Genomic DNA, 15,218 nt, shown 5'->3' with positions numbered 1-15,218 from the left:
AAGGGATTCGGCTCCCTTGCTTTTTTAGTTTATATAGGAATAGTAAGTGAAAACGTTACTCCGGTGTCTGTATTTTCAGCCGTAATTGCTCCGTCGTGCATCGTAATAATACGCTTTACGATACTTAAGCCGATACCGAATTCACCGTTTGCTCCTTTTTTAAACGGCTCAAACAAGTGTTGAAGCACGCTTTGATCAATCGGCGGACCATCGTTGCTGATTGTACATTGAACGTTCGTTTGGTGTTTAGCAAGTGAAAGTGAAACCTTCGTCTCGGCATAGCGCAGCTGATTGTCGAGTACATTTTCAAGAACTTTTGTCCATAGCTCTTTGTCTCCTTTAATTGTTGCGTTTGCGTCGTCAAATTCCCACTGTATTTCAGGGCGCCTCCACCGCAAGCGATCCACTACTTCATGAAGAAGTGCAGTAAAATCAAAGTCATCTTGTGCAAGCTGATGAGTGGACATATAGTCAAGCTTGGTTAAGTAAAGCAAATCGCGGATTTTTTTCTCAAGATTTTTGGATTCATCTTCAATAACTTTTACCGTTTGAGATAAATCACCTTTTGGATAAATGCCGTCTTGAATCGACTGAGCGTAGCTTTGAATAACCATAACCGGTGTTTTTAAATCATGTGAAATATTTTGAAGCAGCGTTTGCTGTGCTTCATCTTTAGATACGAGCCTTTTGCGCATTTGCTCGATGGACGCGCCTAGCTTGCCAATTTCATCGGAACGGTTCACTGTAACGGGCTCATGCCAATTTTGTTCGGCAATTTTTTTCACATCTTTTTCAAGCGATACAAGCGGCTTGCTTAAATATCTTGATAGCCAAATAGATGGAAGCCAGCTGAATAGAAATACAATTGAAATTACAAGAAGCAGCTGTTTAAACAGAGTAGAAGTGAGCGCGTTGCGATACGTATCCCACGAAAACGAAAGCAAAAAAGCAGGCTGTCCGTTTACACTTACTTTTCGAATTACATAAAAAAGTGTCCGGTTGCCAAGATCTTTTTCATAGCGAGCGACGATTTTTCGCTGATTGATTGCATCTTCCTGTGCTTTTCTCAAAAAGTCTTGAGGCAACACCCGTGATGAAAAATAAGAGATATCCGCATGTTCAGGCAATAAAATATGATCCACGGTTCGATTGCCCAGTGTTGGTTCACTGTCTTCATTGCTAAAGTAGTATTCACCTGAGCGGCTTGGCAGGCCGTATTCTTTTAAAATATGCTGTTCATTTTCAATAGTGGTATAAATTTCATTCGTGAAGAACTGCCTGAGCGTCGTTGGGAATAAAATAGCGAGCAAAATTGAAATAAGCAATAAAATACCGGAGATGACGAGCCAAATTTGAAATGCAAGCGACTTGTTTTTCATGCTTTCATCATCCGGTATCCATATCCATAAATCGTTTCAATTCGTGCTTGCGGCATTTTTTTACGCACGCGCCTTACTAAATCATCCACCACTCGGTCTGTGCCAAAATAATCTTCTCCCCAAATGAGATTCAGCAGCTGCTCCCGTGAAAAAGCCTGTCCAAGGTCTTTTGAGATAGTGACAAGAAAATCAAATTCTTTAGACGTTAAATCAATCGGCTTTCCATCTTCACTGACTGTACGGGTATGTAAATCGATTTCATAAGGAGTCAGCGTAATGGTATCGGTTTTCTTTTGATTGGAACCATATACGCGGTTTAGCAGTTTGTTTGCTCGAATAACTAGTTCACGAGGCAAAAAAGGCTTTGATAAATAGTCGTCGCTGCCCATCTCAAGCCCAAGAACCCGGTCAATATCGGCATCGCGGGCTGAGATAAAAATAACAGGCACTTGTGGCGTTTGCTGCTTGATTTCGCGAATGAGCTGATACCCGTCAATGTCAGGCAGCATAATATCTAAAATCCACAGATGCGGAGGAGTTGCAATCATTTCTTTGGCGTCCGTGCCGTTAAAAAATGAGCGAACGTCCCAGCCTTCTTTTTGAAGGTAAAGGGTTAAAACTTCATTTAAATTTTGTTCATCCTCTACTAAATATAGTGTAAAGCTCAAATTTGACACCTTCCTCTGAATATATGAAAATTAAGGTAAATAAAGAATATTACGCCATCTATGCGCGTTTCTTTAAAGGTCTATGTACCCGCTATTATACTACGTGTTTGCTGTTATAAAGAAATTTTTCACAATTTCACACATTGTTTTGATACTTATCCCAAACTTTTATTTTATAGTATAGATAACATAAAATTTGCTACGTTAAAAGGAGTGTTTTTCATGGATCCACGTGATTATGAAAGAGAGCAAGAACGAAAAGAAGAATATGAAAATCGCCAGCAGCGCTACGATCAGTATCAGCTTGCGTCATCATCACAGCCTCCAAGAAGACGCTTATTTCCAGTGATTGCATCTTCTATCGCCGGAGCAGTGCTAGGGGGAGGAATTGTGCTATACGGTGCTCCGCAGCTGGGGTTAATGGATTCAGCTGATACGCAAACAGCGAATCAAACAACGCAGACTCAAACCGCAACAACAACGAGCACAACGCCTCGAACAGTAAGCACAACCGTGAATCAGTCAGATCTTGTTTCAGTTGTAAATAAAGTATCAGCTGCTGTTGTAGGCGTGAACAATATTCAACAACAAACAAATCCATTTTCTGGAGATACCCAAACGCAAGAAGCAGGAACGGGTTCCGGTGTTATTTTCAAAAAAGAAAATGGAAAAGCTTACGTTGTGACCAATAACCACGTTATTGACGGCGCAAGCGAAGTAGAAGTGTCACTTTCAAACGGACAAAAAGAAAAAGCTAAAATTGTCGGAGCTGACGCGCTAACGGATTTAGCGGTGCTTGAGATGTCTGACAAAAATGTTGAACAAGTGGCGAAGTTCGGGAAATCATCGGATTTAGTAGCGGGTGAAACGGTGCTTGCAATCGGAAATCCTCTTGGTGAACAATTTTCTCGTACGGTCACACAAGGTATCGTGAGCGCAGCAAAACGCTCTGTCCCTATTTCAGAAAATTGGAACGTAGATGCAATTCAAACGGATGCGGCAATTAATCCAGGAAACAGCGGCGGTGCCTTGATCAATTCTTCCGGTGAAGTAGTCGGTATCAACAGTATGAAAATTTCAGAAGACAATGTAGAAGGCATCGGCTTTGCTCTTCCAAGTGATGAAGTGCAGCCGACGATTGAACAGCTGATGAAAAATGGAAAAATAACGCGTCCATATATGGGGGTAGGTCTTCAGGATGTAGGTCAGCTTTCAGCTGCAACAAAACAAAACCAGCTAGGCCTAACAAGCGATACGTCTGAAGGAGTTGTCGTAACGACGGTTGAACCATTCTCTTCTGCTTCTGATGCAGGTTTACAATCAAAAGACGTGATTGTTGCCATCGATGGAAATGAAGTCAAAACATCCAGTGATTTACGTCAATATATATACACAAAACGTAAAGTAGGAGACACGGTAAAATTAGACGTATATCGAAATGGAAAAAAACAAACCATTTCTCTGAAGCTTTCAGAACAGCAGGATAACAATGGATGAATTCAACACCGTTAAAGCTGCTGCTAGCAGTATTAACAGCGTTCGGATTTTTAACCGGCTGCGGAGGGAAGCATTCAAACACGATGTTTCCTTCTGTAGAAATTAGTCAGCTATCTTCTACCAAAGAACTGGCAGCGTATGAGGGAGGCAAGGTGACAGGAGCTGAATTCAACCGTTTTTTAGCCGTTGAAGGGTTCTTAAATCCAGATGCTCCGCTAAATGATACAAGCTACCGCAAAGAGTTATTGCGGCAGCTTGTTATGCAAAAAATCTTAATTTCGCATCTAAAGACAAGCGATAAAGTACAAAAACAAGTTGAGGATATGTGGAAGCAAATTAAACGCTCATATGACGAGGATACAAGAAAACAAGGTTATGAAGTGTTAAATATTCGTTCTAGTGATGTAACCAACCAGCTAACAAATCAGTTTAAATTAGAAGAATATTTCCGTAAACAAATTACGTCTGATGAACTAACTGCTTACTATAAACGTATTGAAAACGATCTAACGCGCGTATCTTTTACACAGCTGGATTTTTCCACTTTACATGATGCCGACGCCGCTGCGGCTGAACTGCAAAAAGGAACATCTCTTCAAGACGTTCAAAAAAAATATGCTGATGTCCAGACAATCAGCAAAATAGAGAATGCTGATAATCTAAAGCTTTCAAGTCTATCTCCCTCTTTTATAGATGTTTTAAAAAAACAGCACATCGGAGAGAGTAGTGAGCCCATTAAAATGGGTAAAGTCTATTATATTCTTATTTTAAAACAAAAAGATAAAAAAACGGAATCAGAAGTCAAAGAAGAAATGATGAAAGAACTTGTTTTGAATCATATCAACCGGTATATCCAGGATGAACTGCCAAGGTTCCACGTGACTTTCAACCTTAGGTAGTTCCCTTTTATATAGATTGATTGTTTTCAAAAAACAAGCAGGTAAAAGAGCTTTCTATTAATAGAGAGCTCTTTTACATTTTTAAGTAGACAGAAATGTCGTCACCTGATAAAATGAAGTTGTAAAACTTTCATTATTCGGAAAATTTATACCCTCCAGCTTTGGAGGGTTATTTTTTATGCTGTTGGACGAATAAAAGAGCTTGGGACAAAAGTAGTTTAGTGGAAAGAAGATCCGAACGATGAATCGTTCGGATCTTTTCGTTAGTATGGTGAACGTATGTTTAATCTATTTATTTGTTTCTGGCTGTTGATTGGAGGGCAAGGCGAAGACTGACACGGAAATCAACAGCGGTGTCAAAAGTGATTCATACGAGCTTATTGATTCCATTGATCCCATTGTTCGCTTTTCGATTGGATTGCTTTCGTTACGTTTCAATCACTTTTCATCTTTTAAATGGCTCAGTAATCCAGGAGACATCTCCACGTGAGAAAGGGCGATGTGTGAAATCGTTTTAGCATAAGGTGTAATTTCGTTAATAAATTGTTCGAGTACGTGCAGGTGGGGAAGCTGAAGCTTTGTAATAAAGCAGGCTTGCCCGGCGATGCGTTCACAGAATAAAGCGTAGGGATACTGAGAAATAAATCGTTTAAAACGCTCGTGCTCGCCGTTTTTCATAGTTACTTCAATAAAACACGATACAGGCAGGTGCATCTTTTCATAATCAATATCAATCGTATATCCTTTTATAACGCCAAAGCTTTCTAGCTGCCTTACTCGCTCTGCCACCGAAGGGGGAGACAGGTTAATTTGTTTTCCTAGCTCTCGTAAGGAAAGGCGGCTGTTTTGCTGCAGCGCCTGTAAAATCGATAAATCAATTTCATCAATTTTCAATTGAAAACCTTCTTTCTCATTAACGTTTCATTTGATTAGTAATAGTAGCTAAGATGTTTTATATGTAATCTAAAATTTCCGTTTTTCTTACTATAATAATTAAAAAGGAGTGAGTAAAAAATGGCAAGAGTTTTGTTAGCAAACGAAGAGGGAACAAATTTTGAAAAAGCACTGAATTTAATTCCGCATGTAAAAAGATTGTATGATGAGCTTTACGACACGCTTTGGAACAGCGATATAGTAGGAAAAGAGACTAAGGAAAAAATTAGGCTTTATCTAGCAGGTGTTAACGGCTGTGAGACGTGTATGAGCATGTCATATGTAGGGGATGAGACGCTTAATCAAAAAGTGTTAAGAGAAAAAGAGCTGGAAGAAAAAGATCGGCTGCTGTTTCGATTTATTGATGTATACCGGGTGCGTCCAAGGGAGTTGACCGATGCTGATATGGATCAATTAAAGAAATTTTACAGTGATACGCAGCTGTTAGAGCTTTTGGCTGTTATTAATTTATTTGATCAATTTCACAAAATGATTGTCAGTTTAGATTTATATGATTTTTGCAGCTTGCAGCGCAAGTGAGGTCTTCGCTAAAAATATCTTGACAGACAAAATTCACAGGAGTAAGATAGCTTTCGTGAAGTGAAACGTATCATGAATCGAATCGATTATTCTAAAAAATAGATCATAGACATTTGAATAAAAATCGCTTAATCCATTACGGAGCGGAGGACCCATTATTTACGCACATATTGTGCTCCGGGGTGAATCCTTAAAAAGGTAGGGTTACTCTTAAAACCCGAACCCGACAGCTAACTTCGCAAGCGTTTTGAGGGGGAAGAGTGTGGAAAAACACAGGAGCCTTCCTGTGTTTTTTTGCGCTTTTTTTAAGAAAAAGATGTAATTTTTTAGAAAAAGTATAAGCTAAGAGAACACACAGCAGTTGAAGAAAGGAATAAATACACTATGAAAAAACAGTTTGCTGTATTGGGATTAGGTCGTTTTGGAGGCAGTTTGGTTGAAGAGTTTGCTAATCTGGATGTGGATGTGCTCGCTATTGACCGCAATCAGGAGGTAGTAAATAAATTTAGCAACTCAGCTACATATGTTGTCCAAGCAAACGCGATTGATGAAGCTAGCTTAAAGGGGCTAGGTATCCGCAATGTTGATCATGCGCTTATTTCGTTTGGAGATGATATCGAAGCAAGTGTGCTCGCAACGATGCTTTTAAAAGATATGGGCGTTAAGCAAGTATGGGTAAAAGCAGTGAATATGTATCATCAAAAAGTGCTCGAAAAAATAGGAGCGGACAAAGTTATTCATCCAGAGCGCGATATTGCTAAGCGTATTGCTCATCACGTGGTGTCAGAAAAAATCATCGATTACATTGAATTGTCAAAGGATTATAGTATTGTCGAAATTGTCGCTTCTAAGAAACTTCATAATAAAACGCTGTTTGATTTAAACATTCGTGCCAAGTACGGCTGCAACATTATCGGCTTTCAGCGAAAAGACGGGGAAATGGTGATTTCGCCTACCGCGCATGAAATAATTGAACAAGGAGATATGCTGATTGTTATCGGACATAATCGCGATTTGAACCGTTTTGAAGAAGAAGGAGTTTAACTGATGAAAAAACAAATCATTAAACTCACCCCTCCGCAGCTGCTTGTCTCCATTTTTGGCGGAGGAATTATTATTGGTGCTCTTCTATTGATGATGCCTGTTTCTACTACTGAGCCAATCCGGTGGGTAGACGCCCTTTTTACATCTACTTCCGCTATGACAGTGACCGGCTTAGCCGTCGTAGATACAGGTACGCGTTTTACCGTCATCGGTCAAACAATCATTATGCTGTTAATTCAAATAGGCGGTCTTGGCATTATGTCATTTGCCGTGTTGATTTTTATGATGCTAGGTAAAAAAATTGGATTTAAAGAGCGTATGCTCGTTCAGCAGGCATTAAATCAAACGAGCGTCGGCGGAGTTGTCCTGCTAGTTAAAAGGCTGTTTATCTTTTCATTTTTAATTGAGTTTATTGCACTTATTTTTTTAGCGATACGCTGGGTTCCGGAATTCGGATGGTCTAAGGGGCTGTTCTTTAGCTTGTTTCATTCAATTTCAGCTTTTAATAACGCAGGGTTTGGACTACTGTCTGATAACTTAGTGCAGTATGTTGGAGATCCTATTATTAACATAACGATTTCTTTTTTGTTCATCATTGGCGGGTTAGGGTTTACCGTTCTTGCTGATATGTGGGTGAAAAAATCGTATAAAAAACTAACGCTGCATTCAAAAATTATGATTATCAGCACGTTTGCGATTAATGTGATTGCCATGCTTTTTATTTTTTTCTTAGAGTACAGCAATTCGCATACGCTCGGAAATTTATCATTAGGAGACAAAGTATGGGCTTCTTATTTTCAAGCGGTAACGACAAGAACCGCTGGATTTAATACAATTGATTTAGCTCACCTGCATGACGCAACGGTTTTTTTAATGGTCTTATTAATGTTTATTGGTGCAGGAAGTGCGTCAACAGGAGGCGGTATTAAACTAACAACGTTTGTGGTGATTGTTTTTTCTGTATGGGCATTTTTACGAAGCCGGGAAGATATTGTGCTGTTAAAGAGACGACTTCTTCCTCTTCACGTGTTTAAGGCACTAGCCATCACGATGATTTCGATTATGTTTGTGTTTGGGGCCATTTTTCTGTTAAATATTTCGGAAAATCTGCCGTTTGTAAAAATTATGTTTGAAGTTGTTTCTGCGTTTGGAACAGTAGGCTTATCGATGGGAGCGACTCCTGAACTTTCATACTTTGGCCGCGTGATTATTGTTTTTATCATGTTTTTAGGAAAAGTGGGGCCATTAACGCTTGCGTTTTCATTATCTAAGCAAAAGCGTGAAGCCGTTCGTTATCCAAACGAAGATATAATGCTAGGGTAGAAAAATCGCCTTCGATGAGGCGATTTTTTTATATTATTTATACGTTCAAGACATATAAGAGGTTACGCACAAAACAGTTGCGATGAATAAAAAGAAGGCAAAGACAAGAACAATGGGCAATTTGGAATGTCGGCGCATTAAAGGTCCCCCTTTTTTATAGTAAAAAATCTCTTACTATATATAACGAAAGAAACAAAAATATGATTCACTTTTTTTGGCGAAATTTGAAGGTTTTTCTCGTTGGAAAAATCCGCACCCCTGTCCTAAACATTTTGCCAAGCTGTTGCATACACTAAAAGTAGATAACAGGAAGTGAGGGATGGTACGTGGGAAAACAAAATTTTGCGTTAATCGTTGTGTTATTTGTTTTACTTGTTATTGTAGGTGCGTCTGGCTTTCGCTTTTAAACGTTAACTTTATTTACGCATGGCCCCCGTCAAAAAGGGCATACTAGGCGGAAGTAAAAACCAAAAATTTCTTCAATATTGCCGAACAATGAGTTCCTCTACTCATTCATCTAATCGGTATGTAGCCATGCGAAAGCATGGTTTTTTTTGTCGTAAGAGGATGAATGATGTTCATCCTCTTTAGAAATTAATAGTAGCAAGAACACCCTACGATTACTAATAGAATAAATAAAACAACGATAAATGAAAAACCAAAACCGCCTTTTGCGCCCATATGTGTAACCTCCTTTAATAAAAGTCTCTATATCCTATGTACTAATTGGGTTAAGTGATTGAGAAATTTGCCTATTTTTTAACGGTAACGATCTTTTGAGAAGAATGAAGAACACTTACTTTTTTCATTTTCGTAAAAATCCTTTATGATAAGAAGAAAAGGAGGGCAAACAGGTGGGAATACATGCACAATACGTCATGAATCAGCTAGAAGAGGGAAAGTGGAAAGAGATCAAACGCGAAATTCAACAAGAAATGAAGAAAAAACCTCAAGCATCTGATTTGTACTGTTACTTAGCGGTTTGTTTAGCAAAGCAAATCGAAGAATCAATTATCTTTGAAAAAATGGTATTAAATTTAGAAATGGACCGAGCTCTTCATCAGGCATTAACATTAAATCCATCTTCAAGCTTGGCGCACTTCGTTCGAGGAATAAAATACCGGGAAACTCCGCTTATGTTTGGAGGGAATTACGAAAAATCGCTGTCTTATTTGCATCGGGCGCAAGATCTTGGTTTTGAAGGGATTATGCTGCCGCTCGAACTCGCCAAAACCTATATTCAATTAAAAGAAATGGAAAAAGCGAAAGAACAAATCGCCTATGCCCGGGAAATCAATCCTACTCACGGAGATATTAAAAAAGTCGAAAACATGCTGCAAACAGGACGGTGAATCAAAAGTCCTGTTTTATTTTTGGTCTTGAGGAAATATATGCTGATTTTCATAAAGAATTGCTTTTTATATAACAATAAGAATATTTATAAAAATTTTAAGAAGTGCATGTAAGTCCAACGACTTCTTAACTGCTAGATTTTCTACATTATTAGAGCATTCAGTCTACATAATTCCAAAAATAGTAAGAAACTATCAGCCTATGGATAAATTGTTAGAAAATATAGATAATTGTAAAAGGATAGAGAGAAAAGTTAAACATGCGACTAACTAAAAAAGCAAAGGTCTGATTTACTTTGCTTTTTATTTATACATACATGTAAAAAATATCATAATAAACCAATTTATTCTTTGTGAAATCCATCGTTTTAGACGATGTGAAATAATTTATTTGAAGGAGGAGACCCAGATGAAGATTATGAAGATGTTGGTTATTGCATTATTTAGTTTAAGTTTAGTTGTCACACCAGCTGCTGCTGAAGTTCCGGGTGTCGACCATTCAATGAAACGAGGTGCTACACAAGGAATTGTAGCGGCATCTCACCCGCTGGCTGCTGAAGCGGGAAGGAAAGTTTTAGCTGAAGGCGGAAACGCTGTGGATGCGGCAGCTGCCATTCAGTTATCTCTAAACGTTGTGGAACCGATGATGTCAGGTATCGGCGGCGGCGGCTTTATGATGATTTATGAAAAAAAGAAAGATAAAATTACGATGTTAGACAGCCGTGAAATGGCACCAGCTGATGTCACGCCTAAGCTGTTTTTAGATTCAAAAGGAAAAGTTATCCCTTTCAGTAAGCGTCATATAACAGGAAAAGCAGTTGGAGTTCCTGGTACGCTAAAAGGAGTAGAAACAGCCCTTAAAGATTATGGAACAATGGACTTATCAGATGTTATTAAACCAGCTATTACTCAAGCAGAGCAAGGAATCAAAGTAAATTGGTCGATGGCTCAGTACATTGATGAAAATGTGGACAAGCTTGAAAGATACCAAACGGCCGGTAATGTATTCGTGCCGAATGGCAAGCCGTTAAAAGAAGGAGATAAGCTTGTTCAGCCGGATCTTGCTAAAACATTAAAGCTTATTCAAAAAGAAGGAGCAGACGCTCTTTATAAAGGAGAAATTGGAAAAGCGCTTGTTAAAGAAGTTCAAAAACGCGATGGAAGCATGACCATGGATGATTTGAAAAATTACGTTGTAAAAGAACGTGAGCCGGTCAAAACAACTTACCGAGGCTACGATGTGGTCAGTGCGGCTCCTCCTAGCTCCGGCGGATTAACCGTGCAGCAGATTTTAAAGCTAATGGAAGGTTATGATGTAGAAAAAATGGGTTCCAATACGCCTCAGTATTTGCAGCATTTAACGGAAGCGATGCACTTAGCTTTCGCGGACCGCGCGGCGTATATGGCAGATGAAGACTTTTACGAAGTACCGAAAAAAGGACTGTTAGATGAAGATTATATTAAAGAACGTCGTAAATTAATTAATCCAAACAAAGCAACGCCTAATGTCAAAGAAGGAGATCCTTGGAAATATGAAGGAAAAGAAAATCCAAATAAAGCAACAGTAAAGGAAGAAAATCCAATCGGCCAAACGACTCATTTCTCTGTTGTAGACAAATGGGGAAACATGGTTTCTTACACGACTACCATTGAACAAGTTTTTGGTTCAGGAATTATGGTTCCTGACTACGGATTTATGCTTAACAATGAAATGACGGATTTTGATGCCACTCCGGGAGGCGTGAACCAGGTTGAGCCTAAAAAACGTCCTCGAAGCAGTATGTCTCCAACGATGCTGTTAAAAGACGGAAAGCCGTTCATGGCAATTGGTTCACCGGGAGGACCGACCATTATTGCGTCTGTAGCAGAAACGATTATGAATGTTATTGACCACAAGATGCCAATTCAAAAAGCGATTTTAACACCTCGTATTTATTCAGGCGGCTATCCAACCGTAAGATGGGAACCTGGCTTTAGCCAAGATACAATTCTTGAAATGATGGCTAAAGGACATGCGTTTGAAGAAAAGCCTGAGCATATTGGAAACGTTCAAGCGGTTATCTATGACTATGAAACAGGGAAAATGTACGGAGGCGCTGATAATACGCGCCAAGGCACGGTATTAGGAGTAGACGCAATTAAATATGTATCCAAACAGCCAAAACCAATTAAAGAAGAGAAAAAAGGAGAGTTTACAGTTGAAGTCAACCGTGCCGTTTATCCATTTACTGATAAGCAAGTGAAGCTGATTGGTGGAAAGCCTTACGTTCAGTCCGATCGCCTGCTGTTAGGCTTAGGTGTCATTGATTCGAGTGACTTAAAGCTGTATAAACCAAATCATCACTCTTATTTATCAGTTATCAAAGTAGCCAAATCACTTGGCTACAAAGTGAAATGGGATGACGAAAAGAAAGTGGTCTCATTAGAAAAAGATCCTGGTGAAGACGATGCCGGCGATGATGAAGACGGAGACGTTATTACAAATTAAAAAATAGGCTGGGAAAAAAGTAGTTTAGTTGAATGAAGATCCGAACGAGGAATTGAGATTCTTGATGGAGAATCCTACTCGTTCGGATTTTTTTATTGGTATGGCAAACGTAGTCTTCTGTGTGTAGTTACTTCTAGCTGTTGCACGGAGATCAACAGCGGTGTAACGAGCGATTCATACTAGCTCCTTTATCCCATTTGTTCATCTTTAAATTGAATGGATTTTGTTATGTCGCCACCTCATTTTTTATGAAAGCAAATAAAATTGGCGATTTTAAACCAAACGACAAAAAAATTTGCGCGGTTTACCAAAAAGTTGTAGAAATCGACAGTTTTTTTGGCATGTGTAAGAAAACCCGTGATAAAAAGACTGATAGAATGCTACAAACAAAGTTGGCATCATTTTTGCATAAGAAATAGATGAGGGGCTGTATCAATGAAAAAAATACATAGTTAAATAACCACCTATGTTTACTTCACACAGAATAAAATGCAACGGAGGTATAGAAAATGAAAAAAGACATTTCAATTATCGGTGTACCCATGGATTACGGACAAACAAGAAGGGGTGTAGACATGGGGCCGAGCGCGATTCGCTATGCAGGCATGAATACACGCTTAGAAGCTCTTGGCTATACCGTACACGATGAAGGCGATATTAAAGTAGAAATTAAAGAGCGTGCAGATGTAGATAAAAATACGAATCTAAAAAACTTAGCGGCTGTAGCCAGCGGAAATGAACAGCTTGCTGCAAGAGTTGAAGAAGTGAGAGAGCAAGACCGCTTTCCGTTAATATTAGGCGGAGACCACAGCATTGCAATTGGAACGCTTGCAGGAGTCGCGAAAGGTTCAGAAAATTTAGGCGTTATTTGGTATGATGCTCATGGTGATTTAAACACAGCTGAAACATCTCCATCAGGCAATATTCACGGCATGCCGTTAGCGGTGAGCTTGGGTATTGGACATCCTGTACTTTTAAATATTGGAGGGTATACCCCAAAAATTAAACCTGAAAATCTAGTTATTATCGGTGCACGCTCACTAGATGATGGTGAAAAAGAGTTAATTAAAGAAAAAGGAATTAAAGTGTATACCATGCACGAAATTGATCGTTTAGGTATGACGCAAGTGATGAAAGAAACGATTGATTATTTAAGCGGTACAGACGGCGTGCACCTGTCGCTGGACTTAGACGGCTTAGATCCGGATGATGCACCAGGCGTAGGTACACCTGTAAAAGGCGGCATCAGCTACCGAGAAAGTCATTTAGCAATGGAAATGCTAGCGGAAGCAGACATGGTGACATCCGCTGAATTTGTAGAAGTGAACCCCATTTTAGATCAGCATAACAAAACTGCAGAAGTAGCGGTTGCGTTAATGAGTTCATTGTTTGGCGATAAGCTTTTATAAGAAAAAGCTACTTATAGGTATCGTGTGGAGAAAATCTGTTATGATCCAAGAAACGGTCATGCAGGGCTAAGCGGCTGCCATCCTCGCTACGGGGGTGGCGCCATTTGAAAATCATCCGGAATCAATGGACTTCAGTCATGAAGAGCTACCTAATAAGCGGCTATAAAAACAAAATAAACCTAAAAAAATGAAAGCGATTTCATTTTTATGCAGCAAAGGGAGGAAATGGGATGAATATTCCACAGGGGCAGCCAGGAGAATTAAAAAGAACGATGAAAACAAGGCATCTTTTTATGATATCACTAGGAGGATGTATCGGTACCGGTTTTTTCCTTGGTTCAGGTTATACCATCAATGAAGCAGGTCCGATGGGAGCAATGATTTCCTACTTAGTAGGAGGAATCATTATGTATCTAACGATGCTGTGTCTTGGAGAATTATCCGTTGCTATGCCAGTTGCAGGATCGTTTCAAACGTACTCCACTAAATTTATCGGCCCTGCAACCGGTTTTGCGATTGGATGGCTGTACTGGCTAGGATGGGCAGTAACGGTGGCACTTGAGTTCTTAGCTGCTGGGCAATTAATGCAAAGATGGTTCCCAGACTCGCCCGTTTGGTTATGGTGCGCCATTTTTGGAGCGTTAATTTTTTCACTAAATGCACTTTCAGCTAAAGCATTTGGTGAAACAGAATTTTGGTTTTCAAGCGTTAAAATTTTCGCCATCATTATGTTTATTGTTGTAGGTGGAGCGGCAATGTTTGGACTCATTGATATGAAAAGCGGACAGGAAGCACCGCTTCTATCAAACTTCTTTGCCGAAGGGCTGTTTCCAAATGGCGTAACGGCTTTGCTGATTACAATGATTACGGTGAACTTTTCGTTTCAAGGAACAGAATTGATTGGAATTGCGGCAGGAGAAAGTGAAAATCCGGAAAAAACAATTCCAAAAGCGATCAAGCAAACGGTTTGGCGTACGCTTTTCTTTTTCGTCTTATCCGTGTTTGTCCTAGCAAGCATGATTCCTCGTGAAAAAGCAGGGGTCGTAGAAAGTCCGTTTGTTGTTGTGTTAGACAGTGTAGGTGTACCTTACGCGGCGGATATTATGAACTTTATCATTTTAACAGCTCTTCTTTCAGTCGCAAACTCTGGATTTTACGCGGCTACACGTATGCTTTATTCTCTTTCAAGAGAAGGAATGGCAAGTCCTGCGCTTGGAAAAGTTAACAAAAGAGGAGTTCCGTTTAATGCACTATTAATTACGCTTGTGATTTCATGTTTTTCGCTGCTTTCAAGCGTAGTGGCAGCTAAAACCGTTTTTGTATGGTTGATTTCACTCGCTGGACTTGGCGCTCAAATTGGCTGGATTGCGATTACAGCTTCACTGCTTGCGTTTCGTCGTGCTTACGTGGCTAAAGGTGGAAAAGTAGAAGATCTGAAATTTAGAACACCTCTTTATCCGGTTCTTCCTATCGTAGCGCTTATTACGAACTGTATCGTTATGATCAGTCTTGCGTTTGATCCCGAGCAGCGAATGGCGTTATACTGCGGAGGTATTTTCTTTATAGGTTGCTATGTTTATTATTATTTGAAAATTCGAAAACAAAATCAGTCAAAACAAGAGCAAGAAGTTCAGCTTGCGGAAAATAAACGAATGATTATTTAACATAAAAACCCGGAAAATCACG

Annotated in this window: 14 protein-coding genes and 1 riboswitch; of the genes, 10 read left to right on the top strand and 4 right to left on the bottom strand. The window is 39.5% G+C overall.

Annotated features, from left to right (window positions below):
• Nucleotides 1-29 precede the first annotated feature (29 nt).
• Both MMB68_RS00780 and MMB68_RS00775 read right to left on the bottom strand, forming a co-directional pair.
• On the bottom strand, nucleotides 30-1,379 hold the full coding sequence (locus MMB68_RS00780; protein WP_221783642.1) for a sensor histidine kinase: 1,350 nt from the start codon (nucleotides 1,377-1,379) through the stop codon (nucleotides 30-32).
• Nucleotides 1,376-2,047 (bottom strand): response regulator transcription factor, encoded by a 672-nt coding sequence (locus MMB68_RS00775; RefSeq protein ID WP_153255262.1) that lies wholly within the window; start codon nucleotides 2,045-2,047, stop codon nucleotides 1,376-1,378. The genes MMB68_RS00780 and MMB68_RS00775 overlap by 4 nt, the downstream gene beginning before the upstream one ends.
• A gap of 222 nt (nucleotides 2,048-2,269) precedes the next feature.
• Between MMB68_RS00775 and MMB68_RS00770 the strand changes: the two genes are divergently transcribed.
• Both MMB68_RS00770 and MMB68_RS00765 read left to right on the top strand, forming a co-directional pair.
• Entirely contained in the window at nucleotides 2,270-3,544 is a 1,275-nt protein-coding gene (locus MMB68_RS00770; RefSeq protein ID WP_277548015.1) for a S1C family serine protease, read from the top strand.
• Nucleotides 3,541-4,443 (top strand): peptidyl-prolyl cis-trans isomerase, encoded by a 903-nt coding sequence (locus tag MMB68_RS00765; protein WP_269870264.1) that lies wholly within the window; start codon nucleotides 3,541-3,543, stop codon nucleotides 4,441-4,443. The genes MMB68_RS00770 and MMB68_RS00765 overlap by 4 nt, the downstream gene beginning before the upstream one ends.
• Nucleotides 4,444-4,881: 438 nt before the next feature.
• Here the strand turns inward: MMB68_RS00765 and MMB68_RS00760 are convergent, their stop codons facing one another.
• Nucleotides 4,882-5,337 (bottom strand): Lrp/AsnC family transcriptional regulator, encoded by a 456-nt coding sequence (locus MMB68_RS00760; RefSeq protein WP_221783646.1) that lies wholly within the window; start codon nucleotides 5,335-5,337, stop codon nucleotides 4,882-4,884.
• Nucleotides 5,338-5,457: 120 nt separating this feature from the next.
• Between MMB68_RS00760 and MMB68_RS00755 the strand changes: the two genes are divergently transcribed.
• From MMB68_RS00755 to MMB68_RS00740, 4 genes are all read left to right on the top strand, one after another.
• A complete protein-coding gene (locus tag MMB68_RS00755) occupies nucleotides 5,458-5,916 on the top strand; it encodes a carboxymuconolactone decarboxylase family protein (RefSeq protein ID WP_221783648.1) in 459 nt (152 codons plus the stop codon).
• Between the two features lie 115 nt (nucleotides 5,917-6,031).
• A riboswitch (cyclic di-AMP (ydaO/yuaA leader) is annotated at nucleotides 6,032-6,176 on the top strand.
• Between the two features lie 124 nt (nucleotides 6,177-6,300).
• Entirely contained in the window at nucleotides 6,301-6,960 is a 660-nt protein-coding gene (locus MMB68_RS00750; RefSeq protein ID WP_013058591.1) for a potassium channel family protein, read from the top strand.
• Nucleotides 6,961-6,963: 3 nt separating this feature from the next.
• The gene (locus MMB68_RS00745) at nucleotides 6,964-8,283 is read left to right on the top strand and encodes a TrkH family potassium uptake protein (RefSeq protein ID WP_221783649.1); all 1,320 of its coding nucleotides are present in this window, start codon (nucleotides 6,964-6,966) and stop codon (nucleotides 8,281-8,283) included.
• A 326-nt stretch (nucleotides 8,284-8,609) separates the two neighbouring features.
• Entirely contained in the window at nucleotides 8,610-8,690 is an 81-nt protein-coding gene (locus tag MMB68_RS00740; RefSeq protein WP_016765202.1) for a YjcZ family sporulation protein, read from the top strand.
• Nucleotides 8,691-8,877: 187 nt separating this feature from the next.
• Here MMB68_RS00740 and MMB68_RS00735 read toward each other — a convergent pair whose 3' ends face one another.
• A complete protein-coding gene (locus MMB68_RS00735; protein WP_016765201.1) occupies nucleotides 8,878-8,964 on the bottom strand; it encodes a YjcZ family sporulation protein in 87 nt (28 codons plus the stop codon).
• Between the two features lie 173 nt (nucleotides 8,965-9,137).
• On the opposite strand from MMB68_RS00735, the gene MMB68_RS00730 reads away from it, so the two are divergent.
• The 4 genes from MMB68_RS00730 to MMB68_RS00715 all read left to right on the top strand — a co-directional run bounded on the left by MMB68_RS00730 (nucleotide 9,138) and on the right by MMB68_RS00715 (nucleotide 15,196).
• A complete protein-coding gene (locus tag MMB68_RS00730; RefSeq protein ID WP_221783651.1) occupies nucleotides 9,138-9,635 on the top strand; it encodes a tetratricopeptide repeat protein in 498 nt (165 codons plus the stop codon).
• A gap of 409 nt (nucleotides 9,636-10,044) precedes the next feature.
• On the top strand, nucleotides 10,045-12,123 hold the full coding sequence (gene ggt, locus MMB68_RS00725; RefSeq protein WP_221783653.1) for a gamma-glutamyltransferase: 2,079 nt from the start codon (nucleotides 10,045-10,047) through the stop codon (nucleotides 12,121-12,123).
• A 509-nt stretch (nucleotides 12,124-12,632) separates the two neighbouring features.
• Nucleotides 12,633-13,532 carry an arginase gene (rocF, locus tag MMB68_RS00720; protein WP_013058586.1) on the top strand — a complete coding sequence of 300 codons (900 nt, stop codon included), beginning with the start codon at nucleotides 12,633-12,635 and terminating at the stop codon, nucleotides 13,530-13,532.
• Between the two features lie 230 nt (nucleotides 13,533-13,762).
• Entirely contained in the window at nucleotides 13,763-15,196 is a 1,434-nt protein-coding gene (locus MMB68_RS00715) for an amino acid permease (RefSeq protein ID WP_043978423.1), read from the top strand.
• Nucleotides 15,197-15,218: the final 22 nt, after the last annotated feature.

Source organism: Priestia sp. Y58 (assembly GCF_029522095.1).
GTDB classification, from domain to species: Bacteria; Bacillota; Bacilli; order Bacillales; family Bacillaceae_H; genus Priestia; species Priestia megaterium_E.
The sequence above is the reverse complement of the archived record's forward strand: the minus strand, read 5'-3'. Positions and strand labels throughout refer to the sequence as shown.

Coding starts and splice junctions, on each gene's coding strand:
- MMB68_RS00780 (WP_221783642.1), bottom strand. CDS start 1,379: ATGAAAAACAAGTCGCTTGCATTTCAAATTTGGCTCGTCATCTCCGGT.
- MMB68_RS00770 (WP_277548015.1), top strand. CDS start 2,270: ATGGATCCACGTGATTATGAAAGAGAGCAAGAACGAAAAGAAGAATAT.
- MMB68_RS00765 (WP_269870264.1), top strand. CDS start 3,541: ATGAATTCAACACCGTTAAAGCTGCTGCTAGCAGTATTAACAGCGTTC.
- MMB68_RS00755 (WP_221783648.1), top strand. CDS start 5,458: ATGGCAAGAGTTTTGTTAGCAAACGAAGAGGGAACAAATTTTGAAAAA.
- MMB68_RS00750 (WP_013058591.1), top strand. CDS start 6,301: ATGAAAAAACAGTTTGCTGTATTGGGATTAGGTCGTTTTGGAGGCAGT.
- MMB68_RS00745 (WP_221783649.1), top strand. CDS start 6,964: ATGAAAAAACAAATCATTAAACTCACCCCTCCGCAGCTGCTTGTCTCC.
- MMB68_RS00735 (WP_016765201.1), bottom strand. CDS start 8,964: ATGGGCGCAAAAGGCGGTTTTGGTTTTTCATTTATCGTTGTTTTATTT.
- ggt (WP_221783653.1), top strand. CDS start 10,045: ATGAAGATTATGAAGATGTTGGTTATTGCATTATTTAGTTTAAGTTTA.
- rocF (WP_013058586.1), top strand. CDS start 12,633: ATGAAAAAAGACATTTCAATTATCGGTGTACCCATGGATTACGGACAA.
- MMB68_RS00715 (WP_043978423.1), top strand. CDS start 13,763: ATGAATATTCCACAGGGGCAGCCAGGAGAATTAAAAAGAACGATGAAA.